This window comes from Methylotenera sp. (genome assembly GCF_030684185.1).
GTDB lineage: Bacteria > Pseudomonadota > Gammaproteobacteria > Burkholderiales > Methylophilaceae > Methylotenera.
The window spans coordinates 129121-155144 of the sequence record NZ_JAUXOY010000017.1 but is presented as its reverse complement, the minus strand read 5'-3'; the positions used below and the strand labels follow the sequence as shown (position 1 = coordinate 155144).

The 26024-nt window shown below is 42.2% G+C and carries 22 protein-coding genes and 1 pseudogene; 20 read left to right on the top strand and 3 right to left on the bottom strand.

Translation table 11 applies throughout. The features are described 5' to 3' along the window. Position 1: 1 nt before the first annotated feature. The 18 genes from epsI to Q8J82_RS08435 all read left to right on the top strand — a co-directional run bounded on the left by epsI (position 2) and on the right by Q8J82_RS08435 (position 19896). Positions 2-682: an exosortase-associated protein EpsI, B-type gene (gene epsI, locus Q8J82_RS08520; protein ID WP_305328130.1), complete on the top strand. Its 681-nt coding sequence runs from the start codon at positions 2-4 to the stop codon at positions 680-682. Positions 683-891: 209 nt separating this feature from the next. After that, a complete protein-coding gene (locus Q8J82_RS08515; RefSeq protein ID WP_305327482.1) occupies positions 892-2256 on the top strand; it encodes a hypothetical protein in 1365 nt (454 codons plus the stop codon). 2 nt (positions 2257-2258) lie between these two features. Beyond that, a complete protein-coding gene (locus Q8J82_RS08510) occupies positions 2259-3503 on the top strand; it encodes a glycosyltransferase family 4 protein (protein ID WP_305328129.1) in 1245 nt (414 codons plus the stop codon). Between the two features lie 60 nt (positions 3504-3563). Further along, positions 3564-4832, top strand: coding sequence for a lipopolysaccharide biosynthesis protein (locus tag Q8J82_RS08505; protein ID WP_305328128.1), 1269 nt, complete (start codon positions 3564-3566; stop codon positions 4830-4832). Positions 4833-4862: 30 nt separating this feature from the next. After that, positions 4863-5618: a hypothetical protein gene (locus tag Q8J82_RS08500; RefSeq protein WP_305328127.1), complete on the top strand. Its 756-nt coding sequence runs from the start codon at positions 4863-4865 to the stop codon at positions 5616-5618. A 155-nt stretch (positions 5619-5773) separates the two neighbouring features. After that, positions 5774-6187 carry a serine acetyltransferase gene (locus tag Q8J82_RS08495; RefSeq protein ID WP_305328126.1) on the top strand — a complete coding sequence of 138 codons (414 nt, stop codon included), beginning with the start codon at positions 5774-5776 and terminating at the stop codon, positions 6185-6187. A 12-nt stretch (positions 6188-6199) separates the two neighbouring features. Then, on the top strand, positions 6200-7462 hold the full coding sequence (locus Q8J82_RS08490; RefSeq protein ID WP_305328125.1) for a lipopolysaccharide biosynthesis protein: 1263 nt from the start codon (positions 6200-6202) through the stop codon (positions 7460-7462). Positions 7463-7522: 60 nt separating this feature from the next. Further along, positions 7523-8578, top strand: a complete 1056-nt coding sequence (locus tag Q8J82_RS08485; RefSeq protein WP_305328124.1) for a glycosyltransferase — start codon at positions 7523-7525, stop codon at positions 8576-8578. Between the two features lie 32 nt (positions 8579-8610). Then, a complete protein-coding gene (locus Q8J82_RS08480) occupies positions 8611-9618 on the top strand; it encodes a bifunctional 2-polyprenyl-6-hydroxyphenol methylase/3-demethylubiquinol 3-O-methyltransferase UbiG (RefSeq protein ID WP_305328123.1) in 1008 nt (335 codons plus the stop codon). Next, the gene (locus tag Q8J82_RS08475) at positions 9618-10466 is read left to right on the top strand and encodes a glycosyltransferase family 2 protein (RefSeq protein WP_305327487.1); all 849 of its coding nucleotides are present in this window, start codon (positions 9618-9620) and stop codon (positions 10464-10466) included. The genes Q8J82_RS08480 and Q8J82_RS08475 overlap by 1 nt, the downstream gene beginning before the upstream one ends. Then, positions 10444-11670 carry a phosphotransferase gene (locus tag Q8J82_RS08470; RefSeq protein WP_305252808.1) on the top strand — a complete coding sequence of 409 codons (1227 nt, stop codon included), beginning with the start codon at positions 10444-10446 and terminating at the stop codon, positions 11668-11670. The genes Q8J82_RS08475 and Q8J82_RS08470 overlap by 23 nt, the downstream gene beginning before the upstream one ends. A gap of 102 nt (positions 11671-11772) precedes the next feature. Continuing rightward, complete coding sequence (locus Q8J82_RS08465; protein ID WP_305252810.1) at positions 11773-13050, top strand: O-antigen ligase; 1278 nt, start codon at positions 11773-11775, stop codon at positions 13048-13050. Further along, the gene (locus Q8J82_RS08460; protein WP_305252811.1) at positions 13047-14699 is read left to right on the top strand and encodes a right-handed parallel beta-helix repeat-containing protein; all 1653 of its coding nucleotides are present in this window, start codon (positions 13047-13049) and stop codon (positions 14697-14699) included. Before Q8J82_RS08465 ends, Q8J82_RS08460 begins: the two co-directional genes overlap by 4 nt. 40 nt (positions 14700-14739) lie before the next feature. After that, on the top strand, positions 14740-16431 hold the full coding sequence (locus tag Q8J82_RS08455; protein ID WP_305252813.1) for a phosphoethanolamine transferase: 1692 nt from the start codon (positions 14740-14742) through the stop codon (positions 16429-16431). Between the two features lie 22 nt (positions 16432-16453). Beyond that, entirely contained in the window at positions 16454-17614 is a 1161-nt protein-coding gene (locus Q8J82_RS08450; RefSeq protein WP_305252815.1) for a glycosyltransferase, read from the top strand. Between the two features lie 103 nt (positions 17615-17717). After that, positions 17718-18488, top strand: coding sequence for a WecB/TagA/CpsF family glycosyltransferase (locus tag Q8J82_RS08445; protein WP_304891831.1), 771 nt, complete (start codon positions 17718-17720; stop codon positions 18486-18488). 125 nt (positions 18489-18613) lie between these two features. Then, positions 18614-19093: a GDP-mannose mannosyl hydrolase gene (locus Q8J82_RS08440; RefSeq protein ID WP_304891832.1), complete on the top strand. Its 480-nt coding sequence runs from the start codon at positions 18614-18616 to the stop codon at positions 19091-19093. Between the two features lie 149 nt (positions 19094-19242). Next, positions 19243-19896, top strand: coding sequence for a PEP-CTERM sorting domain-containing protein (locus tag Q8J82_RS08435; protein ID WP_304908977.1), 654 nt, complete (start codon positions 19243-19245; stop codon positions 19894-19896). Positions 19897-20335: 439 nt separating this feature from the next. Here Q8J82_RS08435 and Q8J82_RS08430 read toward each other — a convergent pair whose 3' ends face one another. Further along, positions 20336-23671 carry an SNF2-related protein gene (locus tag Q8J82_RS08430; RefSeq protein WP_305328122.1) on the bottom strand — a complete coding sequence of 1112 codons (3336 nt, stop codon included), beginning with the start codon at positions 23669-23671 and terminating at the stop codon, positions 20336-20338. 400 nt (positions 23672-24071) lie between these two features. Then, positions 24072-24170 (bottom strand): annotated as a pseudogene (locus tag Q8J82_RS08425) (transposase); the annotation flags it as partial. A 130-nt stretch (positions 24171-24300) separates the two neighbouring features. Between Q8J82_RS08425 and Q8J82_RS08420 the strand changes: the two are divergent. Both Q8J82_RS08420 and trxC read left to right on the top strand, forming a co-directional pair. Next, positions 24301-24480, top strand: a complete 180-nt coding sequence (locus Q8J82_RS08420; protein WP_304890066.1) for a DUF2934 domain-containing protein — start codon at positions 24301-24303, stop codon at positions 24478-24480. A gap of 2 nt (positions 24481-24482) precedes the next feature. Beyond that, complete coding sequence (gene trxC / locus Q8J82_RS08415; RefSeq protein WP_304890065.1) at positions 24483-24920, top strand: thioredoxin TrxC; 438 nt, start codon at positions 24483-24485, stop codon at positions 24918-24920. 22 nt (positions 24921-24942) lie between these two features. On the opposite strand, the gene Q8J82_RS08410 is transcribed toward trxC, so the two are convergent. Continuing rightward, positions 24943-25950, bottom strand: coding sequence for a serine protease (locus Q8J82_RS08410; RefSeq protein ID WP_305328121.1), 1008 nt, complete (start codon positions 25948-25950; stop codon positions 24943-24945). Positions 25951-26024: the final 74 nt, after the last annotated feature.

Genomic DNA, 26024 nt, shown 5'->3' with positions numbered 1-26024 from the left:
TATGAAACCTTTGCATAGAAACTTTATTCTCCTGTTGGTAATGTTGTTGGCGGCCTATTTGGCACTTATATTGCGGCCCACGCACAGAATTGCAGATGATGGACCTAAGGTAAATCTGGAAACAATGATTCCTAAACAGTTTGGAGATTGGCAAGAAGACAAAACAATCATCCCAGTTCAAGTTAGCCCGGATGTGAAACAGCAACTTGATAAGCTGTATAGCCAGATTTTATCCAGAACTTATGTAAATTCCTCTGGGCAAAGAGTCATGTTATCCATGTCCTATGGAGGCAATCAGGGTAGTGATGAAATGCAAGTTCATAGGCCAGAGTATTGTTATGTGGCGCAAGGTTTTGAATTAAAAAAGATTTCTGATGAATTTCTGACGGTACCGCCAAGTAAGATTGCAGTTAGGCGACTTGAAGCAACGCAGGGTGCCAGGGTTGAGCCTATAACCTATTGGATTACGATTGGCGATAAAGCCACTTTACCTGGTATAAGCAGAAAAATAGCACAACTCAAGTACGGCCTCACTGGAAATGTACCAGATGGGATGTTAGTAAGAGTATCTTCACTTTCTAGTGACCGTAATGAAGCGTATCAACTACAAAATATTTTCATCAACGAATTGCTAAATGCAGTGACACCCACAACAAAAATTAAACTAACAGGGAAGCTGTAAGGCTGTCTTCCGACTTGCCAGCAGTGTCTGGCATGACTATCAAAATGGTTGCTAAAGTAAAGTGTGGCACATTAAGATTGATATCACTAAATATAAAAAATTCTGATATCAAAAGTGTTTTGGCGTAGTTTAAAGTCAGAAGTATTGGGAATATAAAAATAAAAGAAAAAAATGAAGATGAGTTCAAAAATATTTATGGTAAGTTATTAATGAGTGTTGTTACTGAACCCAAGAAAACACAAGCGGTTCTAGCAACACGTAAGCAGATGTTTAATGACTTTTGCAAAACTCTGGAGAATCAAGGGTTACGCTATGTGATTTTATCTGGCTACCAAGGCTATCCAAATACTATTGATTCCGATGTGGATTTTATGGTGTCTGATGCCGATTTTTCGCGCTTATCTTCGCTTTTCCTCAACCCGCAAAATATACCAGGCGCACGCCTTATTCAGGTGCTTCAGCATGAAACCTCTGCCAGTTACTATATTTTAGCCAATCAGGTAGGTGATCGTATTGCTTACCTACACCCGGATGCCGCTGCAAGTTATCGTCGGCAGGGTCGGTTATGGTTACGCAGTGAATTCGTGCTGAGTTCGCGTCGTCAAACGCCCGCAGGGTTTTGGGTGCCAGCTGCTGCGGTTGAGTTTGAGTACTATTTTGTGAAACGCATAGATAAGAGGTTGGTTGAGTTGCGCCATCTTGAAAGGCTGGCAGCATTGCTGCAAGAAGACCCTGTAGGCTGCCGCATAGTGCTTACAAGGCTAATACCAGCAGAAAAGTTAGAAGTGATTTCTAAAGCCATAGCAGGTTTAGATTTAGCATGGTTTGCAAACCAGCGTAACGAACTGCAAGCCATGCTTGCAAGTAGCTTAACCAGAGAGTCAACTTTTGACCGTTTAACTAATCATGTAAGCGAGCTATTTCGTCGTATACGCCGTGTTTTGCAACCAACAGGGTTGGTTATAGCCATATTAGGGCCTGATGGCAGCGGAAAAACTACTGTAATAGAACATTTAGAGCGTGAACTCGCCCCCGCTTTTCGAAAAGTAAAGCGATTCCACCTGAGGCCGCATTTTGGTCAACAAGGGGTTGGTGGCATGGTGACTGACCCTCATGCATCCCCGCCACGTAGTTGGCTAGCCAGTTTTGCTAAAATGATACTTTTTACGCTGGATTACTGGTCAGGCTATTTACGTATTATTTACCCGGCAAAAACACGTTCTACGCTTATTATTTTTGATCGTCACTTTTATGACATGCTAGTAGACCCGAAACGCTATCGCCTGCCAGAAGGTTTTTGGCTTGCAAAGTTATTTGTAAAACTGGTGCCAAAGCCAGATATTTGGCTAGTGCTGGATGCTCCCGCTGCACTGCTGGTAAGCCGCAAAGGGGAGTTGGATTTAGCCTCGGCAGAAATGCTCACCAGCCGTTATCGCTCATTGGCAAAAAGTTTACCTAATGCACATTTGGTAAATACTGGCGGCTCGCTAGAGCAAACTTATTGCAACGCCATTAGCCCAATATTAACCGCATTAGCTAAACGCACTGCCATTCTCCTAAGGCAAAGGGCGTAGTAATGAAAATACTACTTTCAGCCTATGCTTGCGAGCCAAACAAAGGTTCAGAGCCAGGCGTGGGCTGGAACTGGTCATTGGCACTGGTGCGCCGTGGACATCAAGTTTGGGTGATTACCCGCATGAATAATCAAGCATCTATCGAGTTAGAACTAGCGAGATTAGGTGAGCCGTACACTTCAAATCTACATTTTTTATATTACGACACACCAAACTGGATAATGCGCTGGAAGAAAAACGGACTAGGCGTACATCTATACTATTCGTTATGGCAAAGAGGCATTTTGCAAGTTGCTCGCGATGCACATGTAACGCACCAGTTTGATGTAACGCAACATTTAACTTTTGGTGTTTGGCGGCAACCCACCCAAATGTACAAATTAGGTATTCCCTGTATTTTTGGCCCTGTGGGCGGTGGTGAATCTGCGCCGTGGGACTTGGTGCGAGGAATGCCAGGCTTCAAGGCAAGAATAAGCGAATACTTGCGCTTTATAGTCAACGAGTTATCTATATTAAACCCAGCACTTCGCAAGTGTTTAAAGCAGTCAACGGTCGTGGTAAGCAAAACCCCAGAAACCGCGGCCTGGGTTGCTAAGATGGGACTAAAAAGTTTGGTCTCCCTTGAAATAGGCATTGCTCCAGAGCGCATAAGCAAAAACTCACATGCGCCAATTAAAGGTAAAGTTAGGTGTTTATATGCGGGTAGGTTAATCAGTTGGAAAGGCGTTCACTTGGCCCTGATGGCAATAGTACAAGCGCAGCAAAAAGGTATTGATGCTACTTTTACGATTGTAGGCAACGGCCCGCTTTTAAAATATTTTCAAGCACAATCAAGCGCGCTTGGCATAGCTGACAAAGTAACATTTACAGGGCAATTAAACCAAGCTGACTTATTTGAGAAATATCGTGAACACGATGTATTGTTATTCCCCAGTTTGCATGATTCAAGCGGCAATGTAGTGTTAGAGTCATTTGCACAAAGCTTGCCTGTGTTGTGTTTAAACTTAGGCGGCCCAGGCGTGATGGTGGATGACACGTGTGGGCGCGCAATTGAAGCGAGAGATGTAATGCAGGAGGTTACTGTTAAAAGGCTGGCAGATGCTTTAACCGATTTTGCAAGCTCACCTGAATTAATGCAGCAATTTCGGGTTGGGGCGAAGGCTAAGGCCATAGCATCATCATGGGATGCCACTGTGGAAAGAGTGTATATGCCAATTGAACAGGCTTTCACAAATAATAATGCCTAAAATTTACTTAGGCTAATATTTTAATCAAATAAATTTAAACAAATATGTCTTTAATACCAAATGTTTAAAAGTCGGTTAAACACCTTCGGCTGGGCTTTCGCTGATCAAGCATTGGTCAGTGGAATGAACTTTCTAACCGGACTTTTGTTAGCACGTTTTCTTGGGCCAGAGCAATTTGGGCTATTTTCAATGGCCTGGGTCTTTGTTTTGCTGAGCAACTCGGTTCAGGTTGCAATCATTACTTCTCCAATGATGAATATTGGGCCAAAACAATCAGATGAGGATAGTCCTAAATATTATGGTTCTGTATTTGTTTTGCAAGCAATTCTGGCGGTGATATTTTTTATTATTTTGCTAATTGGGATAAAAGTTGGTGGCGTTTTTAAGCCAGATTTGGCTGTCGACAGGTTTATTTATGCACTACCGTTAGCGGCAATATTTTTTCAGGTACAAGACTTCTTAAGACGTTATTTTTTTACTATCGGTAAGCCATTTGCAGCCTTTATAAGTGATCTAGTAAGTTACTGTGGTCAAGTGGTGACTATTCTTATACTTTTTAAACTGTTTAAGTTCGATGTGACAGTTGCTCTTTGGGTATGCGGAGTTACTTCATTACTTGGGATTATTGCTGCAATCCCTTTTTTTGGAAGCATTTCTTTTGGAATTAAAGGACTTAAAGATATTGCTGAACGACACTGGCAGTTTTCAAAATGGTTGGTAGGATCTGCAGCACTGGCCTGGACAACAGGTAACACATTGCTAATCACTGCTGCTGCAGTATTAGGTGCAGCAAGTGTTGGGTATTTGCGAGCGGCGCAGAATTTGTTTGCAGTCACACAGGTTGTATTTCTTGCTTTAAACAATGTACTTCCAAGACAAGCTGCAAGCCGCTTTCATCATGGTGGTAGGAACAATCTTATTAGATATTTAAAAAAATCTGCCTGGGTATGTTTTCTATTTACTTTTCCTGTCGTTGTTATACTTGCGGTGGCTCCTGAATTCTGGCTCAGCTTAGTTTATGGTCAGCAATTTACTGGCTATGGTTACATTTTTAAATGGCTTGCACTGTCGTATTTGTTAACATCATTAACATTGCCCCTGCAGGTGGGATTAGGTGCAATCGAATTTACCCATCCATTTTTTTGGACATCAATGACTACAGCCTTTATTTCATTAGCTTTAAGTGTGCCTTTGGTCAATGCGCTTGGTCTTTACGGAGTACTATTTGGAATGATTTTTAACCAGGTTATTGCTGGAACAATTTTATTGTATCTACTATGGGGGAAATTAAAGTCTATTTCTCCAAATTTGCCGATTAACAATAAGTAACATAACCATTTTTTCAGTCCTGAGGTGTCAATGGAAACCACAAAGCGAACTCTAATTATACTAACCGCCACAGTTTCGCCGATGGTGGATGTGGTACGTGCTAATCCAGAGGCTAGGTTAAATGACTATTTGAAGGCACTTGAGCGCTGGTGGCAAGAATTTAAATCGCTTCCAGTAGATATCCTGTTTTGTGAAAACTCTGGATACGATCTGAAATCACTGAGAGACTGGATAGTGTTGATGAATGCTGGAAACAGAATTCGAGTATTTCAGTTCAATGGTGATAAAAGCCTAGTTGCAAATTCAGGCAAGGGCGCTGGGGAAGCGGAAATGTTTGACGAATGTTTCCATAACAACTTAATTTCCGGATACGATTACATACTTAAATCGACAGGCAGGCTCTTTGTAAGCAACGCAAGGCATCTACTTGAGCAGACGATTAACAAAGGTAGTGACTGGGCAATTTCATTTCGAAGCCCCTTGGATTTTGTAGACGCACGTTTTTTTATTATTAAATTAGAACTGTTTGATGCTTATCTACTTGGTCTTGGCAAAGAGGTGAATGATAAGCAAGGTGCCTACATAGAGCATGCCATGCTCAGACGTGTTTGCCGAGCAATTTCAGATGGCCATAAATGGGGACAATTTGAAGAACTACCAAGATACGAAGGAGTTGGTGGTACTGATGGTAAACAACATAGTTCATTATTAGGAAACCTACGGTATTTTGTTAAAAACGGTCTTCATCGATTAGGGATTAAATTTGGAATTTATTGGTACCTTTAATTATTTGATCGCTTTACTTATTTGCCCGCCTAAATATACCTAATAATCAGTCCCAAGCTTTATAATTGCCCCACCCGCTTTCTTGAAATTGAAAATTGAGCGAACGTCACAGATTTGTAAGATTAAGCTCACGTAGATTGTTTAGGATAGTACTAATGAATATAGAAAATCCAGCCGCTGCTAAGTTGCTTATTTGGGCTACAAAAAGAAGAAAAACTTACCCTCGTTTACATCGGTTGATTTGTGTTGTGCTTGGTAGTGACGTGTTCTGTAGTATTCCACGAGGAATCGTATTTCCTCATCCATATGGCATCGTTATTCATAGTGAGACTGTTATTGGTGATAATACTATCGTGATGCAACAAGTCACAATGGGTGGAAAAAGTTTAATCGATCCTGTGGGGGCGCCAATTCTTGGGGATAATTGCTATGTAGGTGCAGGTGCAAAAATTCTCGGCCCAGTGAGAATTGGTAATAATGTCACTATAGGTGCCAACGCTGTTGTCACAAAGGACATTGCCGACGGCAATGTGGTTGTTGGTGTCAATCAGATATTAGAAAAATCTTGATTAAGTAAGTTGATGTTGTTTCTTAATCAAATTATCAAAAAAATCCCATCTCATTGGGTTGCCTTGGCTGATCAGGTGTTGGTTAGTGGAGTTAATTTTGTCATAGGCGTTATATTAGCCCGTACATTTGGCGTTGAGGTTTTCGGCGTATATATTATAGCGACAACATTTCTTTTTTACGCTAATACATTTCAATCATCACTGGTAATCTCTCCCATGATGACAGCAATACCTCATGAAACTGATGAAACTAAGCGACAAGAGTTGCTGTCAGGGTTTTTTGGGTATGCGCTGATTTTGATTATGTTAAGTGTGGTTGGTATTGCTATAGTGACTTATTTATTGGGTGTGATGGTAGCCTCACTACATTTAGGCGCAAATGCTGGTCCACTTTTACTGGCGATTATTGGTTTTCAACTTCAAGACTGGCTGAGACGCGCGCTTTATGCATTACACCAAACTGGCCGGGTTTTCTTGCTGGATTTGCTTGCTTATGGAGGGCAGTTAGCGAGCCTGGCAATTCTATATTATAAAAATGCACTAACCCCGTCAAGCGCACTTTTATCAATGGCAGTAGTTTTCTTTCTGTCTGCATTATTGATTATAACTATTCAAAACATTGTACCAAGCTTCAAGCAAGCCTTGCTCGTTATAAAAACCCATTGGCGTGGTAGCCGTGATTTTTTTGTTGCATGGCAATTGCAATGGGCTGGCAGTCAGGGTTTAGCTTTGTTTGGTGGTGGGGTACTCGGGCCGCAGATTGTAGGTGCTTTGCGTGCAAGCATTAATCTAGTTGCGCCTGTAAATGTATTATTTCAGTGGATGGAAAATGTAATTCCAGTCCGTGCAGTAACACATTTGAAAAAAGGTGGCTTGCCAGAGATGTATCATTTCCTTTCACGGCTGGCGTGGATTGGAGGAGTGCTGTTTGGAGTTGTGGTTGTAGGGCTTTATTTTTTTGCTGAGCCACTGTTAGGTTTAATATATGGCGATACATATCGCCCTTATGCATTATTTGTATTTCTTCAAGCAGTATATATATGGCTAAGTCATTTTTATCGTTTGGAGTTTTTTGCATGCCGTGCGACGCATAGAACAGCAGATATCGCTCGTGCTAGTCTAATCATGGCACTGGTAGCTATTGGTACAGGGGTGCTAGGAGTATATTTGATTGGTGGTAGTGCAGTCATATTAGCGCTTATATTAGGGCAGTCTGTATCTCACCTGTATTTATTCTATCGTAGAAATATATATAAAAAAACAATTAGCCTGTAAATTTTTAAAGCAAGTTTCAATTCATTTTAATGGTATTTTAGTAAGGTTAGGAATTAATTTATGCGTGTTTGTTTATTGTATCCGCACCTTTTTGGTCATGATGGTTATGTTAGAGATATCAATAGACTTTATACAGAACTCACTCAGCATACACATCATCAAATAACAACCTGTCCGCCATCTCAAGACCCTGCCATTCAAGGTCGACTTGGCTTTGATGAGCTGGCATTAATCAAACCCCTTAGGGCGGCCCTAAGAGAGGTTGATGTTGTTCATGTTTTTGGATTTTTCTTTCCGCTATATCCGCTTTTAATGCAAATAATTAGGATGTCAGGCAAGCCTTATATATTGTCGCCTTTAGGCCAACTGGAATCTCGCGCACTGACTGTAAGTGGTAAAAAGAAATCATTTTTTATCAATACAGTAGGTAAGTGGATGCTTTCCAATGCAGTAATTGTTCACGCTTTTTCTGAAAGTGAAGTGAAATCAATCCGTGCCATTACTCCGAATGCCCCAATCATGGAAGCGCCATTAGGCATTTATTATGAAGATATCCCCAGTGAAATAAACACCTCAAAGTTAAGGCCTAAAGGTGAGTACTTTCTTTTTTTTGGGCGATTAGGGTATTTTCATAAAGGGATAGATGTTCTGCTTGATGGTTATGCACATTATCTTGCCAATGGAGGAGCTAGCGCACTGGTGATTGCTGGTAAGTCTTGGCAAGGCAGTCATGAATTGATTCATCAACGTATTCAAGAGTTGAATATATCTGGTATGGTACATTTCCTTGGCGAAGTTTCGATGGAAGAAAAGTTTTCGCTAATAAAGGAATGTAAGGCATTTGTTTATCCGACAAGGTATGATGGCCCCCCAAGGCCGATTCGAGAAGCGCTGGCTCTTAAAAAACCATTATTGATAAGTCATCAGGCAAATATTATTTCAAATATGGAGAATCGTGGTTGGGGATATGTTTTTAATCCAACTCCTGAAGAATTGTCGGTTGCGATGCGGCGTATGGATACGGAGTATGTTGCTGATAATTATCAAGATCCTGAAGACTGGTTGTCATGGGAAATAATAGCTAGACAATACTCTGAAATTTATGATCGTACATGACGTTTTAATAAAAATCTTAAACAGGTAGAAGCATGTTAGAGGTTACTCAAAAAGACAAAATAGAGGCTGTTACTAGCAATTTTAAACCTTTATACCGATTCTGTGGACATGCTTCATGTGATTCTCTTGGCGGCATTGCAGTTAGCGATATGTTTGCTGGCCGTATTACGGATTTTCCAATCTCCGGCGGCCAGTTGTGGCATTGCAGTGATTGTGATTCCATGTTCCGTTATCCAGTCCTTTCTGAAAGCGATTACTTAGCGCTTTACGAGTCTGTTAATTCTGACATCTGGGAAGATGATGCCTTACGTAAAGACCAGATTCTTGTACATTCAGCAATCAGCCATGTGCTTGAATCAGGCAAGATTCTTGATGTTGGATGTTATGCAGGGCAGTTTCTGGCAGCATTTTCACCCAGTTATGATAAATTTGGTGTGGAACCTTCACAGGCTGCCGCAGTAAGGGCTGGTGACAAGGTTTCGCCTGTCAAGGTACGAAGCCCGAAGGCTTCACAGGCTGCCGCAGTAAGGGCTGGTGACAAGGGTATTCATGTGTTGGGGGCGACTATCAATGATATAGCACCAGAAATGAAATTTGACTGCATTGTGTCAATTGACGTCGTTGAACATTTGCTTGATCCTGTAGATTTCTTCAATAAAGCATTTCAACTACTTAACCCAAATGGTTTCCTTATTATTTCTACAGGAAATCCAAGCAGTTTTGCATGGCGTCATATATTCAAATCACGCTTCTGGTATGTAACTAATGCCGAGCATGTGTCTTTCCCAAGTCAGAAATTTATAAAAAATTTGACTCATAAGCTGGGTGGAGAAGTAGTCGAGGTCACTAATTTCTGTTATGCAGACATCGGGTTTAAGCGAAGCCTGATTAAGTTATTTGGTCAATGTACGTATGCTTTATCCCCCAAACTTTATAGTGCAATGCGCGGCTTAGAAGGCGATGGTAGTCGTAACCCTTCTATTTACTCCTTGGGTTTGTTCAAAGATCATCATTTGATTGTAATAAGGAAAATGCATTAATGACTAGTACTTTGCCAGTTATTTCGTTGGTAACCTGTTCTTATCAACAAGAACGCTTTATTGACGCGACTATGAGGTCAGTGCTCGATCAGAACTATTCGTCACTTGATTATATTGTAGTAGATGGCGGTTCACAGGATGAAAGCGCCAACATTATTGCAAAATACTCATCATCATTAAGCTATTGGGTGTCAGAAAAAGATGCAGGGCAGACTGATGCCTTAAAGAAAGGTTTTGCAAATGCGCAAGGCGAGATTCAAGGCTGGTTGTGTTCAGATGACTTGTTATTACCAGGAGCATTGCAGGCGGTCGGTGAGTTTTTTCTCAATAATCCAGACGTCGATGCCTTGTATGGCGATGCACTTTGGATAGATGCTGATGGTAAACCATTGCGTGCCAAGCGTGAAATGAACTTTAACCAGTTTGTGTTTTTGCATGATCACAACTACATTCCGCAACCTTCAATGTTTTGGCGTAAGCGGCTTTATGAAGAGGTAGGCGGGCTTGATGATAGTTTTAATCTGGCAATGGACAGTGACCTTTGGGCGCGTTTTTCTGAAAAAACTGAAATTGCTCATATTCCGCAATATCTATCATGCATGCGTTTTTACCCAGAACAAAAAACCAGAAGCATGAAACCAGCAGGCAGGCTAGAAGACCTTAAAATACGCACGCGTGGGAGTCGTCTTGCGCATATTGGTTTTGTTCGGCCCATGCAGTATGTGCTTGCTCGTGTAATACGCGCTGTCAGTAAGGCTTTGGCTGGTGGTTACGGTGCCAGCGTGCCTGAGCGATTCTTACCTTGGCTTGATGCACACGCTACCCATGCCAAGCATAATGGGCGCTGAGAAAGTGGCTTTGAAAGAACAATCACATTATCGTGAAGCACAAAATGCTAGCGTACAAACTCAAAATAACGATGTTCGCTGGAAGGCATTTGGGCAAAAAAGAACCTTGTTTATTCCAGTAGCTGCTTATGCTACGCAACAGTATGCGCTAAATTTTTTCTTATCTAACCGGTGGCAGCGTTACGCAATTTCACTGGCAAATTGCATGGGGGTAGGACGTAAAGTTAGCAAAGGATTTGGTGAAGAATGGAGTGCGATTAAAGATGCCGTGGCTTTGACTGAAACTATTGCAGAGTCAGTTGTGGGCAATTCAGAACATTTAGTATTTGCCATGCGGCAAGGTTCAGTAGGACCTTATCAAAAAATGTCTTTAATTGCGATTCAAGAAAATGGCTCACCCGCTTTTTACGCCAAGGTGGCGGTGGGTAATGCAGCTGATGCAATGGTAGAAGCAGAATCAGCATGCCTGCAACGTTTATCATCTATTGCTGCGCTAAATGGCATGGTGCCGCTTAGGTTAAGTGGTGGTGTAACACTGGCAGGCCGATCATTTTTTACCACTTCTGTCGCACCTTTCTTGAAAACATCTGCAAGTTTAAATATTCAGCATGAGCAATTTCTATATGATCTCGGTCATGCAACTGTACAATGGGTGAGTTACGCGGATTCTTTAGAATTAAAGTTTACCAAATCAGCACTTGAAAGACTCTCAATCGTGCTTGGCGCGGCGGCGCATGCTGAACTGCATTCAGTATCAGAAGAAGTTATATCTGAAATAGGGGAGGTTAGGCTTCCGACGGTATTAGCGCATCGAGATTTTTCTCCCTGGAATATCAGATGTAGCGCTTCTGGTATATTTGTTTTTGATTGGGAATACGCCGCAGAGGGTGCAAACCCACTTTATGACTTTTTTCATTTTCATCTTATTCAGCGTGCGTTATCACGGTGGCGGACTGATACACTAACTCCAGCTTATGCTTTATCTCTTATTTCGCCTGCCTTGGTATACCTGCAAAGAACCTTTCCAGAAGTCAATTGGACCTCTAACGTAGTCAGGCAGCTATTGCTAATATACCTAGTAGACTTGATGCTATTTTATGTGGATTCAGACAAGCAATATGATGCAAATAATCCAATATTATCGGCTTATTTCAATCTGATTTTACAACGAAAATATTGGGTGCTATTAGGACGTGGAGTTTAATATGCAATTTTTTTTAATATCTTTTCTTATTTGCTTCAGCCTGATTGAAAATTTAATGCCTATGCAACTAGCATTATTATGAACATGAATGGAGATGGATGAATGGATAGTCAGCCTATAAAAAAATATGAGCTAAAACTCATGATGACAGATTATTTTTTTCTGTTTGGTATCTGGCTTGCCATTTATTGGGCTATCGATCCATTTGACTGGCGGTTGGATTATAGGGGTGCGGGCATTAAACATTTCCCGATTATTGCTATTACTCCAGCTTTTATACTTGCATTTGTTGGAGGTGTACTGTTTAAAAATAAACCCTATATAAATATGGTTAAAGAGTCATCAGGCAATAAAAAATTGAGTTTTATTATTTGGGTGTTCGCAATTTTTGTAACAATAGGTAGTTTATATGCGCGATTTGCGAGCGGGATAGAAAATAGCTTTCTTGCTTTGGGACTCTATGCCATGACTGCTCCATTGATGGCTTGGTTTGTTCGAGGGTCTGCTAATCCCGTTAAATTAATTAAAGGTATTATATTTATTTATCTTTTTTGGGCACTTATCTCTATTTCAATGCAGTTCGTTAAGTATGGAAGCATGGCAGTATTTCATTCAAGAGAACATTTAGCCTTAGCAGGGGTGGCAATATTGTATTTTCTTGCCAAATCAAAATTAGCTAAACTTGCTGTTGTGTTTTTTATCGCCATTGCAGCATTTGCTGGGCACAAAAATACCGCTTATATGATTGCACTATTGTTGTTTTTGTTTTTCTTTATTGTGGGTGGCATAGGCTATGCTAAGACCATTAAAGATGGCTTTGTGAGATGGATGTTTTGGATTAGAGTGGCACTTGTTTCGACTATATCATCCACAGTGATTGGTTTAGTTTATTTATATGTGAAGTCTACCTTGCCGACAGGTAACCCGGAATATCGGCTGCATACTTATGAAATTGCATGGAATAAATTTTTAAGTTCCCCAATTTGGGGTAATGGCTATACACGTGCCGCAACAGAAAAATTTGAACTTTTTACTGTTGCAACAAGTACACAAGTCTTGCCGACGCATAGTGATCCATTAGACATTCTAGCCAATGGCGGGTTAATCGGTTTTCTGCTTTGGGCCTCAGTGTTTGCACTTTTGATTAGACGTTGGTATTTGTTGTCTCTAAATCCAGAGAAGCAACTCGATGCCAGTTTAGTGCCGTATCTGCATGCGCTTTTTTGTTTAACCTTTTCAGGTGTTGTGGTGTGTGCATTTAATCCTATACTGAATTCACCCAATAATGCATGGGCATTTTGGGCGCCAGTTGGTGTGTTAATTGCTGCACTAAGAGTATCAGGAAATGCAGATAGTAATATCCAAAAGGTGAATTTATGATGCTGAAAAAAATTAATGTTAGTTCTTTAACGGCACTAATATTGCTTGTTCTAGCTGCACCTATGGCGCAAGCGGCTGATCGATTTGTCAATCCTAGGCATGCTAAGTCTAATGATGCGGCGATTGGCTTGGCCACAGCACCATTCAAAACAATCGGTGCCGCTATGAAAAAGATGCAAGCAGGTGATCATCTATCGATTGCGCCTGGCGTTTATCGGGAGCCTATTTTATTTCCTACTAGAGACTGGTCGGCAGAAATGCAGACGGTGATTGAAGGCCAAACTGATGGCGATGAACGTGTGATTATAAAGGGATCTAAAATTGTCTCTGGTTGGCAATTAGATGCAACTCAGAAAGGCTTTTTCACTCTGCCCTTGGAAACTGAACCTCAACAGGTGTATATCAATGGCGTTGCACTTAAACAGATAGGCGGCACAATTTTCAGAGGATTTCCTACTTTATCAAACCACGAATTAGCTAAATTACATGCAAGTCAAGGTGGCATCTGGCCGGGTAGAGTGAACGGTGACTCCACCAGCATGCCAGAGGATAGTTTTTTTTATGACATCCGCGCCAAGCGACTATATATTCGCTGCAATTGTCAATCTATGACTGGTCAGGTCGTGGAAGTGAGTGTTTTAAGGTTTTTGGTAGATGGTAATAACCTTGAGAATATTTTGCTAAAAAATATCGTTTTTCAGCATTCTACAACTTCAACTTTAAGCCGTGGTGAGGCCGTTATGTTGAGAGGCAAAAATATACGGATTGAGCATATTGATGTGAGTGATATGGATGCGGGGTGTATTGGGCTTAGAGGCGAAAACATCACGCTTACCAATAGCAGCATGGGGCGATGTGGTCAAACTGGTTTAGCCGCAAGAGGATCGTTCATCAACATTGAGAATAACCGTATATATGAAAATAACACGCGTGGCTTTAATAAATGGTGGGAAGCTGGTGGGGCTAAGTTTGTGGGCGATAAAGGAATTAGTGATTCAAGGGTGATTGGCAATCGCGTGGAAGATAACCTTGGGGATGGTTTGTGGTTTGACTGGGGGCCGAGTAACAATGTAATTAAATCTAATGTGATTTTACGTAACAAGGGTTTTGGTATTCATTATGAAGCTAGCTACGGGGGTAATATTGATGGCAATATTGTTGCTTTAAATGCGCAAAGAGGTATATATCTGCCACATAGTTCAAACAATCGCGTATCTCGTAACATTGTGGTTGGTAATGGCTTGGAAGGAATTGCAGTTGTAGACGAAGGGAGACGGGATGGTTCAGGTAAGCTGGATTTACTCCCTAAGAGCAATACATTATGTGGTAACGTTATTGCTTGGAACAAAGGTGGGGCAGTGATTTTACCTTCAGATATTCGCGATAATCAGTCAGATTGGAATGTATTGATTGGCACAAGGCACGAAACAGGCTTTTCGCTTGGTTGGTGGCCAAACCGGGTGCGCCCGACAGATCTTGCGCTCAATGCTTGGCAAAATCTGGTTTCTCAAGATAAAAATTCTAATGTCATTACTCGACCAGTAGATTCAGCTTGGATTGCACGTCTCGATAGGCTTGGTCAACAATGGGAGCTATCTGAATTGATGAAAGACTTGGTCGGCAAACCAGTTCAGGTGGATTGTCCTTAGTAATTGAGGTTGTGCGATAAGTTAAGTGTTAAGGGTGTGGATGGTACAAAATAAGCTTAAAAATATTTTAGATAAACAAGCGTACACGCGATATTTTTTTCTGACGGCTTTGGTCATGTTGCCAAACATATTGCTGTTATTAGTGGGCAGGGATTTTTGGTTTTCATTCTGGATTGTATTGCAGTCCATAATGCTTTGGGTAATGTTGACTGTAATTGTCTCGAATGTTCGCGTATTGGTGATGTTAACCATCCCATTTCTATTGATTGTTCCTGCTGAATGTTATTTCATTTATACCTATGGATACCCCTCTACTAAATTTGTTGTTGCATTGCTGACTGAAACTTCGTGGCAAGAATCAAAGCAGTTTCTTTCTGGACTATGGCTAATTTTATTTGTGTCGCTGCTGGTGATGGCGGGTTCTTCAATTTGGATGATTCGAGACTTGCGGCCCGTTTTACTTGTGCCTAGGAGATTTCAAGTTATTGGCTTAACGCTATTTGTAATTATTATAACTTGCTGGCAGGTGTCTAGATATCAACCTGGGGCACCACTGCCCTTGCGTCAATTTACTTTGGCTAACTCATTTCCTGTAGGAATAGGGTACAGAGTATTATCATACGCAAAAAGTCATATTGAAGGTCTTAAGAATAAGCAGTTAGTTCAACATCACCATTTTGGTGCATCAAGCTCAGTTCTAGATCTGACGCTGGTGCTTGTGATTGGAGAAAGTGCGAGGCCAGATCACTGGGGAATGAATGGCTATGCCAGAAATACCACACCTAAACTAGGTAATAGATCAGATGTTCATTTTATGACTAACCTCATTACACCATGGACACTGACCACATACTCAACTCCATTATTCATAACCCGCAAGCCTGCTACCTATAATGGCATTTTTCCAGAAAAATCACTACTCGCTGCTTTTAATGATGCTGGTTTTTCTACTTATTGGGTGGCAAATCAGGATGGTCTAAAAGAAATGGCGTTACATATAGGGGAGGCAGGTCAACGAAAGAGTTTTAATTTTGCTGTTCGGGGTGATGTAGATGCTGTTTTTGATGGGGAGATGTTGCCAGATATTGATAAAGTAATTAATGATAAATCACCTAAGAAGTTCATAGTAATCCATAGTAAAGGTAGTCACTGGGATTACCATTTGCGCTACCCGCCAGAATTTCGAATTTTTAAGCCGGATCAAATTGATGGTGCTTCTGGTAAGTACAATCCAAGTCAGCGAAATACTTTGGTGAATGGCTACGATAACTCTATTCTTTATACTGACTATTTTTTGAATGAGTTAATTAAACAGCTAGAGCACACCAGGAAGCCGTCGGCCATGGTATATGTATCCGACCATGGGGAAGGCTTGTATGAAAATGGTTGCAAAATACTAGGGCATGGTAACGATACAGATACGAATTTTCACACAGCTGGATTAATTTGGGTTTCGCCAGAACTTAGTGCTAGTCGGCCTCAGCTAGAGAGTGCTATAGGCCAAAATACGAAAAGTCCCTTGAGTACAGATTTGACCATTTTTAATACACTCGCAGATTTGGGCGGATTGAACATGACTGAGAATAAATATAGTTTACTCAGTACCAAATTCGAAACTCGCCAACGTTTGGTTAACACCAGCACAGGCATTATAGATTTTGATCATAGCTCCCGTGATGGCTCATGTGAACTGGTTGTTAAAACTGAATCGCCTCATCTTGATTTACATTGAACGAAACTGAGTCAATTTAATTATGCGCATCTTAATTGCTCACAACGCCTACCAACATCGTGGAGGTGAAGACTCTGTAGTGGATGCTGAAATCGCGCTACTCAGGTCGTATGGTCACGAAGTTGAACCTTATTTTAGGCATAACAATGATGTCGCTTCATCTTCTATGTTAGCTGTGGCTGGGCAGACATTGTGGTCAACTCAAACTACTAAAGATGTTGAAGTTAGAATTGCCGAGTTTCGCCCGGATGTGATTCATGTGCACAATACATTCCCGCTCGTTTCCCCCGCTATTTATTGGGTAGCGGCAAAAGCTGGTATTCCCATAGTGCAAACTTTGCATAATTTTCGCTTTTTATGCTTGAGTGCTTTGTTCATGCGTGATGGTCAGGTGTGTGAAGATTGTTTCGGGCATTTGCCATGGCGCGGTGTAGTGCATAAGTGCTATCGTAATTCCACAGCCGCATCAATAGTGCTTGCAGGCATGATTACATTACATCGAGGGCTTGGCAGCTATCGCAACAAAGTGACTCGCTATATTGCATTAAATGATTTTTGCCGAAACAAATTTATAGCGGGTGGACTGCCTAAAGATAAGTTTAGTGTAAAACCGAATTTTATTGATAACCTTAATACTCCAGATTGGGAAGCGCGACAGGGTGGTTTGTTTGTTGGGCGTTTATCAAAGGAAAAAGGGCTAGATGTCTTGGCTGAAGCGGTTAAATTGCTGCCAATAAACCCAGTTAAGATCATAGGTGGAGGAGAGCTTGAGTCGTTTGCGCAGTTTTCTTTCGGCACTGATTATCTTGGCTTTCAGTCTTTGGATACAATTCTAGCCAAGATGCGACAATCTTCTTATCTTGTTTTGCCAAGTATTTGGTATGAAAACTTTCCAAGGACTATTGTGGAAGCATTTGCTTGCGGTTTGCCTGTGATTGCAAGCCGCATAGGCGCGCTGGCGGAAATTATAGAGGACGGTAGAACTGGTTTGCTTTTTGAATCTGGAAATGCGCAGGATTTAGCTGAAAAATTGAATTGGGCTGAGGCGCATCCTGATGAAATGGTAAAAATGGGCAAGTCAGCTCGCGCAGAATATGAATCCAGATACACCCCTGAACGCAATTATGCAATGCTGTTTGAGATTTATAAAGAGGCTATTACTGCAAATCGCGCTGAACTTTAAGTTTTATTGGCTTCAGGGCTGGCAGCAAATGATAATATCGTTTTTTTGTAAATACTAGTAGGTTGGAGTATTATTCAATTAACTAATAATATAAAGTTTTGCAATGACAATTAATGTTCGGAATGGTGCCAATATCCTTGGTAGTCATATAGATGCTTTATCTTGGGAAGATGCTATTAATACCATTTGCGATTGGGCAAGAAACCGAGAATCAAGGTATGTCACCCTTTGCAATGTCCATTCTGTTGTAACTGCCTTGCTAGAAGATGATCACCGCCATGATTTAAATGAAGCCGATATGGCTACTTCTGATGGTATGCCAGTGACCTGGACATTGCGCAAACTGGGCTTTTCTGAACAACAACGGATAAATGGCCCTGACCTGATGTGGAAGTATTGTGATAAAGCCGAAAAGGTAGGCCATAAGGTTTTCTTTTATGGCAGTACAGATGCGGTACTTTCACTTCTTGAGATTAAATTAAGAACGACCTTTCCAGAATTGCAGATTGTCGGCATGTATTCACCGCCATTTCGTGAATTAACTGCGGTAGAAGATGATGAGGTTGTTGAACGTCTGAATGCTTCCGAAGCTAATGTAGTATTTATCGGCTTGGGTTGTCCTCGCCAGGAACGGTGGATGTTTCAGCATCGTGGCAAAATCAATGCCGTGATGATTGGTGTTGGTGCGGCCTTTAATTACCATGCGGGTACAACCAAACGCGCACCGCTATGGATGCAAAATGCTGGGCTGGAGTGGTTTCATCGCTTGGCTTCTGATCCCAAACGCTTATGGAGGCGCTATCTGGTTACCAATTCCATTTTTATATTGGCAATTACCGCGCAGTTACTTGGTATAAAGAAATTTCAGGACTAAGTAATTAACATACATCTTTATGAAAAATTGAAGGTTTTATTTTTCATGTGTGCATATGCTAGGAGTCTTACATGTTGATCATCTATTTGATTTTAATTAGTGCGAGAAGCATCTAATGTTCTGCAATGCTTGATACACAGACTTTTAAAAAAATTGTTGCCGTTACACCGCTGGTGTCAATTGACCTGATTGTGATGAGAGGCGGTCATGAAGTATTGTTGGGTTTGCGGAACAACCGTCCTGCTCAGGGATTTTGGTTTGTTCCTGGAGGACGAATACTCAAGAATGAGCCAATACAAACTGCGCTTTCACGAATCATAACTAGTGAACTGGATCTAGCAACACATATTTTATGCGGTGGGCTAAAACCAACTTTTTATGGCACATATGAACATTTTTATCAGGATTGTTTTGCTGGCGATATAGGCATCTCAACACATTATGTGGTTATGGCGTACAGAATTGATGTGCCAAGCAATTTTGCGCTACCAACTGCGGATGGGCAGCACGTAGAGTTCAAGTGGTGGCCAATTCAGGATGCGTTATCGTCGGGTACCGTGCATCAATACACTAAAAATTATTTTATAAATTTGGAATATAGATAAAATGAGTTAAATAAACTTAGATAGTGTTTTACGTTATACAGTATGGCAGTTTTCTTTCACCCGAATGGGTGATTGATAATTTTATTGCATAGCTTGATAATCTCCTTTAAGTAAGTTGGGAAGTTAATGTAAGGGCAGAGGAGATTGTTATGAATAAATTTAGTAAATTGAGTACAGCCTTAGCGGTGATGGCATTGTTCGCTGCTTCATCAGCATCAGCTGCATTAACAGTTACAATTGGTGGAGATGGCAACCCTTCTGGAACCTATGGTGAGAAATCAATTTTTCTTGGTGCTGTAACGACAGACTTTAACGCTTCATTGATAAACCCAACAGGCTATACGGGTGGTGGAGTTGTAAATGGGACTAACAATGGTTTTTATGCATCGCCGCCAAGCGATAATACAAATTATTTCTCAGTGGGGCCGTCCACTTCAACACCAGGCGTAGTTGCATTTGCTGGGTTATCAAGTTACTTTGGTTATTACGGTGGTTCTCCTGATGCTTTTAATAGCGTCGAATTTTATAATGGAGCAAGCCTCGTTCAGTCATTTAATGGAGTTACATTGGCGGGTATTGCAAGCGTGGCAGCAAATGGCGATCGTAGCGTTGGAAGTTTTTGGAACTTTGCAGCAAATAGCCCAGTTGATTTCTTTGATAGTGTGAGATTCATTTCCACTAGAAATGCCTTTGAAACTGATAACCATGCTGTTTTAACAGTACCAGAACCTGAAACTTACGCAATGATGCTTGCTGGTCTTGGTTTAATGGGTTTTGTTGCACGTCGTCGCAAAAACGGTTGAGTCTAACTTTTTAGTTAGTTTGATAGAGATAAAACGGGAGCAGATGCTCCCGTTTTTTTTGTGCGCCCGGTAGGGCGCATTCACTAGGGAGTGAAAGACCACTTCCGGCTAGGAATGGTGAGCGGTTGGCTAAAGGCGCGTATATTGGCTTTGCCAGCCTTGATTTGCTGTGGAAAGTATTGGCTCCTAACCATATGGCGATACTAAAGGTGCTTACAGGCAGTGAACCGTTAGCCTAACGTGAAATTGCCAGACGTGTACATCGTAATATAAAGGCAGTGTGTTAATTTCAGTGCATTCCAGTGCAAATGCTATTAAAAGCAGGGGTGTTAGATAAAACCGAAATGGGTAAAATAGCCTTTGGATATGATACCGTTCACGTAGATTTTATGTTAAAAGTCGCGTGATTATGTCTGAGATTAACTTAAAATCGTTGTTTTTAACTAGGTAATGGCGCAAGCAAAGCCGCCAAGTCATCTGTACCAAACTTAGCCAAGCCATTTGCATCTTCAGAAAGCACACCAGCGGCGAGGTCTGCTTTTTTCTCTTGCAGGGCGAGTATTTTTTCTTCAATACTGCCCGCAACCACTAACTTATACACGAACACATTATTCTTCTGCCCGATTCGGTGCGCGCGGTCAGTAGCTTGATTTTCTGCGGCAGGGTTCCACCACGGGTCGTAATGAATGACGGTGTCGGCGGCGGTGAGGTTTAAGCCTACCCCGCCTGCTTTTAAGCTAATGAGGAAGATAGGCACTTCGCCTGCTTGAAAGCGGCGGACTACGCTTTCTCTGTCTTGGGTATTGCCTGTGAGTAGCACGTAGCCTAGTTTTTGCTGAACCAACTCAGTTTCTATTAAATCTAGCATAGAAGTAAATTGTGAAAATACCAGTATGCGACGACCTTCGTCCACCAGTTCTGGCAGCATTTCCATGAGCATATCCAGCTTGGCGCGCTCTTTAACGCGCTTGGAAGCTTCGTTTTTCAGTAAACGCGGATCGCAACAGACTTGGCGTAATTTGAGTAGGGCATCGAGAATGACAATATGGCTGCGGGCAAAGCCTTTACTGGCAATTTCTTCGCGCACTCGTGTATTCATGGCGGTGCGTACCGCTTCGTATAAGTCGCGCTGACCGCCTTCTAGCTCCACGCTGCGCACGATAATGGTTTTGAGTGGCAGTTCTTTGGCAACATCTTCTTTGCGCCTACGCAAAATAAAGGGCTTGATACGTCGCGCCAGCAAATCGCGGCGTTGTGTGTCACCGTGTTTTTCTATGGAAGTGCGCCATATTTTGCTGAAGGTTTTGCTATCGCCTAAAAAACCAGGTAACAGAAAATCAAACTGTGCCCATAATTCGCCTAAATGATTTTCTAGCGGCGTGCCTGTTAAGCATAGTCGGTGGCGAGCGTTAAGCTTACGCACCGTTTGGGCAGATTTACTGGCAGCATTTTTAACCACTTGTGCTTCATCTAAAATCAGTAAGTGGAATTCGTGTGCAGCAATGCTTTCTTCATCGCGCCATAGCAGCGGATAAGTGGTGAGCACCACATCATACTCAAGAATATGCGGGAAGTTTTCAGCGCGATCTTTGCCATGTAGCGATAATACTTTAAGATCAGGTGTAAAGCGTGCGGCTTCATGCTTCCAGTTAAATATGAGTGAGGTTGGCATCACGATGAGGGCAGGGCGGTTTAGGCGACCTGCTTCTTTTTCTAGCAGAATATGTGCTAAGGCCTGGGCGGTTTTACCTAGCCCCATGTCGTCAGCAAGTATGCCAGCCAGATCTTGCTCGCGCAGATATTGCAGCCAAGCGAGACCTTCAAGTTGGTAAGGGCGTAGTTGCAAGGTGAGCCCAATGGGCGGCGTAATGGCTTCAATCCCTGTTTGACGTTTAAGCTTATCTGCAAGTTGGCGAACCGCTTCTGCACCTTTGAATTGCCATCGCTCCATATTGGAAAGTTCAGCAAGTCTAGGCGCATCCAGTTTAGAAAAACGCAATTCACCCTCAGGACGACGATCGAACAAGTCAATTAGGGTGAGTGCCAGCATTTTAATGCGCTCAGCAGGGGCTGATATGCGCGTGCTATCGGGCAGTAGTAGCGTAATTTTTTCAGTATCGTCTATTTGTAGGAGTTGTTTAATATCCAGCCAGCGCGGTTCGCGCTGAAATAGTTCGTAAAGTAAGGGCGCCAGTGGTAAACGATTACCATCAACCATAATGCCCATATCAAGGCTAAACCAGCCATTTTCGTCTTCACTGATGTCAGCATCCCAAGTGCTGATTTCTAATACTAGATGACGGAAATTAGGTGGAATAACAATGTTCCAACCTTTTTCACGTAGCTTGGGGATGGTGATTTGCATAAACTCAGCCCAGACATGTTCATTATGCAGTGCGTACCACCATCTAGCTTGCGGTAGGCTATAAAGCATATGCGGGGGAATTTTTTGTAAACCAAATAATTCTAGCGATTTAAGTAAATTCGCTTCCACTTTAGCTTGCCGTTTGATAAGTATCACTTCGCCATCAGGCGTGGTAACAAACTCGGTAGTACTTCCAGCTGGAAAGCTAAACTCTTCGTAGTTAAATGTTGCGACGGCATAGTCAATTTCAATATTGCCGTAAGGATAACCACGAAACTGGGCCGACCATATGCGTGGCGAAGTAGCAAGGTTAAGTGTGGGTACAGGCGCGGTTGTGATGGTACGTAAAGTAGTTACGTTATCCGGTAAAGACAGGTTGGGCGCGAGTTCACGTAAGACGTTCGCCACTACCGCGACATCCTCGGCACATAGCGGTGGCAGGGTCATCAGACGGGTGATTTCTTCTGCTGAGCAAGGGATGTTGAGTATCCCAACTTCCTCAGTCTTTGCATCGATATACCACACTTCGTCCAAGGCCAGAAAGGTAGTTGCATGGGGTGTCGCAAGCACCTTTGGAATAATCTCGCCATTATTACCAGGCTGCCACTCTAATCTGCCTAGGCGCTCTTCGCCCTGCAAAAGCCGGCCTGAAATCACATATTCGTAACGATTCTCTAGCCGCGTTGCAAAAAACAGCTTACCCGCAGCAAGCAGAGACTTCAGTGCATCTTCTCCTAAGCGACCTTTGAGAGGAAAAATATCGGTGTATCGATCTTTGCTGCGCATCGACCAAAGTGAACGCAAAACTGCAATGTCTTCTTCATCCGCAAATTTAGGTGGATGTATTATCGTGCGTTCAACATTGTCCCAGCCTTGTGCACTGGCGTGCGGCCTTCCATTAATATCAGCACGCCCTTTCATGATGGAAATGCCGTATTCGTTATTGTAGAGGTTTTGTTTGAGCACATAAAATAGTTGCTCGGCGCGCTTGGCTGGCGTGGTTGATGCTTTCTGCTTAGAAGTGCTTGAGACCGACCGCCGAAAATTATCCAACCATTCCAAAACAGCAGGGTTGACTTGTGGGCTTAGGATTTTTGTGGGTTCAGCATGACGTAGCTCAGCACGACTGCTTACTAGTGTCTTTAGCAAAACAGCGGCGGTATGTTTGCACTCGTAACCAACAGGGCAAGTGCAGTTCGCATCAATGCGCAGCTTTCCATCTGTATTTTGAAGAAAATCAATATTGACTTGATACGGCTGGCGTGTAGTACCTTTCACCTGCGCCGAAATAGCCTCACCTGTCACTACTAAATGACTGACCGCATTCAGATAAGCCATGCCTTTTTGCACTTCATGGCTACCAAGCCAGCGAATGACATCGGCACGTGTGTAATTCTGCGTAAGGGACATATTATATTAGTGAAATTAGTATTTTTATCATGAAATCGCCGTTCAAGTTGTGCCCCCCCAAGAGATAATCGAACAATCTCGTGATTGCAGTTATCCATATTAACCGGAACATAAAAAGCGCTTCTAGCAACGCCCATTCATGGTTCGGTATTTATTGATTCGATATGCACCAATTTAGCGTCTGGTCTGCCTGTTTTGCAATGATGATTTCACGTTCTTTCACCTTGCTCAATAGATTCCCTCAACTGTGAAAGGCTGAGCTTGACTTTAAGCATATTGACTGTGCGCATGATATTTCTCATTGTATATGGCTTAATCCAGTCCCGCTAAAATGTTTATCAATTAACGCGTAAAACCTCATCCTTCTGGGCGGGGATGTAGGCGCGAACGGCGAAGCCGTTCAATGCGGTGTTTGTTGTTGCTCAACATACTGCCGAATAACAGCAATCAGTGCGCTGCCACAGCTTCCTGCAAAGTAGCTAGGCGACCACAACGCACCCCCCCCCCCACAGTGAGTAATAGCAATCTAATTGATAAGGGCCAGCGCTTATAAGTGGCTGCACGAATGGATTTTTGTGGTGTTTGCCAATAACATTTGGTTTTTTTATAATGAATTGAAAGAGCACATCATGGACACTAAAAACAAGGAGAATGTTACTCTGGTAGCCCCACCTGTAATGCCGGTAGCTTATCAATTAGAGTTGCATCGATTAATTGAGCGTGAAGCATATCTTAGGGCAGAGGCTGATGGCTTCAGTCGTTCACCAATGGATTACTGGTTGGTTGCCGAAAAAGATATTAAAATCTAATTATGCAAATTAAGTGCCCGCATTGCGGAAAAGAAAATCGGTTTCCTATCAATAAGGTGGGAGAGAATCCAATCTGTGGCGCCTGCCGTAAAAGCTTGTTAACTGAGCCCATAGTGCTGAATCAAACGAACATAAATGAGGTTCTGTCGCAAAGTATTTTGCCGGTGATTATCGATTTTTGGGCGCCATGGTGCGGACCCTGCAAAATGTTTGCACCTACATTTAAAGCAAGCGCAGCAAAGTTTGCCAACCAAGTGATTTATGCCAAAGTAGATACTGAAACTGAGCAGTTGTTGGGTGCTAAATACAACATCAGATCAATCCCTACGCTAGCCTATTTTTGGATGGGTAAAGAGCTTGGTCGAGTAAGTGGTGCTATGCCAGCAGGCCAGTTAAATGAGTTGGTAATAAATGTTATTCAGGCTGCCAAAACGCAGTAAAAACTACTGCATTATCTTTTATTTACTTGGTTGTTGGGTTGAGCAGATCAAGTGAGCTTTCATCCAGCACACTCAGCATCCGGCTAAAATCTTTCAGTGCTGTTTGCGCACCTTGTACTTTAGCAATTTGGGCCAGCGCCAAAATGCTTGAAGTATGATGGGGGTTAAGTACTAATACTCGCTCAAATTTTGTTTTAGCCTGTTCCACTTCCCCCAGGTTGTTTTGGGCGAGTGCAAGATAATAAATCGCTTCCGGGTCGTTAGGCGCTTCCCGTTGCCATGCTGAGGCTACTGTCAATAAATCCTGCCACTTGCCGGCTTGCATGGGCAACACTACTTGCATCCAATATGGCCGTTTTTCCAGTGTGGCATCCCAAAACGGTGTGTCAGTCTGTATTACTTTATCTGTTTCTGGCAAGTTCATTGCCGCTTTAATCCATTTGGCGGGCACATTGTAAAAATAACCATTTGCACCAGGACTTTTAAAGGTATTCATGCCAATTAACTTACCTTGGTCATCAAAAAGCGGGCTGCCACTTGCACCCATTTGAAATGAAGCCGAAGTGCGAATCACATAACTATCATCCATGGGATAGAGCGCTTTAATTTTACCTGTTGTGGTCAGTGGCTTAGGGGCGCCGCCAGGAAAGCCTACCGAAAAAGTCGATGTTTCATAAGTAAGATGATTGCTGTCACCGAATGCTGCAGGTTTTAGCGGTAAGAATTCAAAACGTAAAATACACACGTCATGCTTCCAGTCTGCTCTAACGCCAACAGGGGAATAGGTTTCACCCATCGCTGTAATATTACTGCCAGCAGAATCAGCCAAAACATGGCAATTGGTTGCAACTAAGTTTTCAGCCACAACTACGCCAGAACCGCTACCTTGCCTGCCAGTACTAGTCACTGTATGAACCTTAACGATGGTGCCTTTAAGGTTGTATATAAGCTCTGGCGAGGGCTCAGCCAATGCAGTTTGACTAATGCCTATAAAGAATGTCACCTTGATTAGGAAATGAAGTCTCATCATTCATGCCTTTATAATTTAACTAATATTAGTGATGTCTGATTGTAAATTTTCGACTTGGTTCAAGGTGTTTTTAA